Origin of the sequence: Holdemanella biformis DSM 3989 (assembly GCF_000156655.1) — a bacterium.
Lineage (GTDB): Bacteria > Bacillota_I > Bacilli_A > Erysipelotrichales > Erysipelotrichaceae > Holdemanella > Holdemanella biformis.
This window is the reverse complement of sequence record NZ_DS996866.1, coordinates 1-913: the sequence shown is the minus strand read 5'-3', so window position 1 is coordinate 913 and position 913 is coordinate 1. Positions and strand designations below refer to the sequence as shown.

Below are 913 nucleotides of genomic sequence, written 5' to 3'. Positions count from 1 at the left end.
AAAGATGAAAGTAAGACCATCTGTTAAACCAATCTGCGACAAGTGTCGAGTAATTCGACGCAAAGGACGTGTGATGGTAATTTGTGAAAACCCAAAACACAAACAGAGACAAGGAAACTAAAGTAGGAGGAAACTAAATGGCTCGTATAGCAGGAGTAGATATTCCAAACGACAAGCGAGTTGTCATTTCATTGACATACATCTATGGTATTGGATTGACAACATCAAAGAAGGTATTGGAAGAAACAGGCATCAGTGAAGATGTTCGAGTAAAAGATTTAACTGAAGAACAATTAAATGCAATTCGTAAAACAATCGATGCAATCAAAGTCGAAGGAGACTTAAGAAGAGAAGTACAATTAAACATCAAGAGATTGATGGAAATTGGATGCTACAGAGGAATGCGTCACAGAAAAGGATTGCCAGTACGTGGACAAAGAACAAAGACAAATGCAAGAACACGTAAAGGAAAAGCCAAGACAGTGGCTAACAAGAAGAAGTAATAGGGAAGGAGAGTAAAGAATGGCAAAAGTACAAAAGACACGTAAAAGACGTGTTAAAAAGAATATTGCGCGAGGATGTGCACACATTCACTCGACTTTCAATAATACAATCGTAACGATTACAGATGAAAACGGAAATGCAGTAGCATGGAGTAGTGCAGGAGCATTAGGATTCAAAGGAAGTCGTAAATCAACACCATATGCAGCACAGTTAGCAGGAGAAGCAGCTGGAAAAGCAGCAATGGATCACGGAATGAAGACAGTATCCGTAGATGTAAAAGGACCTGGACCTGGACGTGAAGCAGCCGTAAGAGCATTACAAGTTGCAGGTTTAGAAATTACAATGATCAATGATGTAACACCAATTCCACACAACGGATGTCGTCCACCAAAACGACCTCGTGGATAGT

The 913-nt window shown here is 39.9% G+C and carries 3 protein-coding genes; all 3 read left to right on the top strand.

The window, feature by feature from the left end:
- The first annotated feature begins 4 nt into the window (after positions 1–4).
- From rpmJ to rpsK, 3 genes are read left to right on the top strand one after another with little or no spacing between them, the layout of a single operon-like run.
- Complete coding sequence (gene rpmJ, locus EUBIFOR_RS12570) at positions 5–121, top strand: 50S ribosomal protein L36 (RefSeq protein WP_003866328.1); 117 nt, start codon at positions 5–7, stop codon at positions 119–121.
- Between the two features lie 16 nt (positions 122–137).
- Positions 138–503, top strand: a complete 366-nt coding sequence (rpsM, locus tag EUBIFOR_RS11915) for a 30S ribosomal protein S13 (protein WP_003866327.1) — start codon at positions 138–140, stop codon at positions 501–503.
- Positions 504–522: 19 nt separating this feature from the next.
- Entirely contained in the window at positions 523–912 is a 390-nt protein-coding gene (gene rpsK, locus EUBIFOR_RS11910; protein WP_003866326.1) for a 30S ribosomal protein S11, read from the top strand.
- The last annotated feature ends 1 nt before the right edge of the window (position 913 follow it).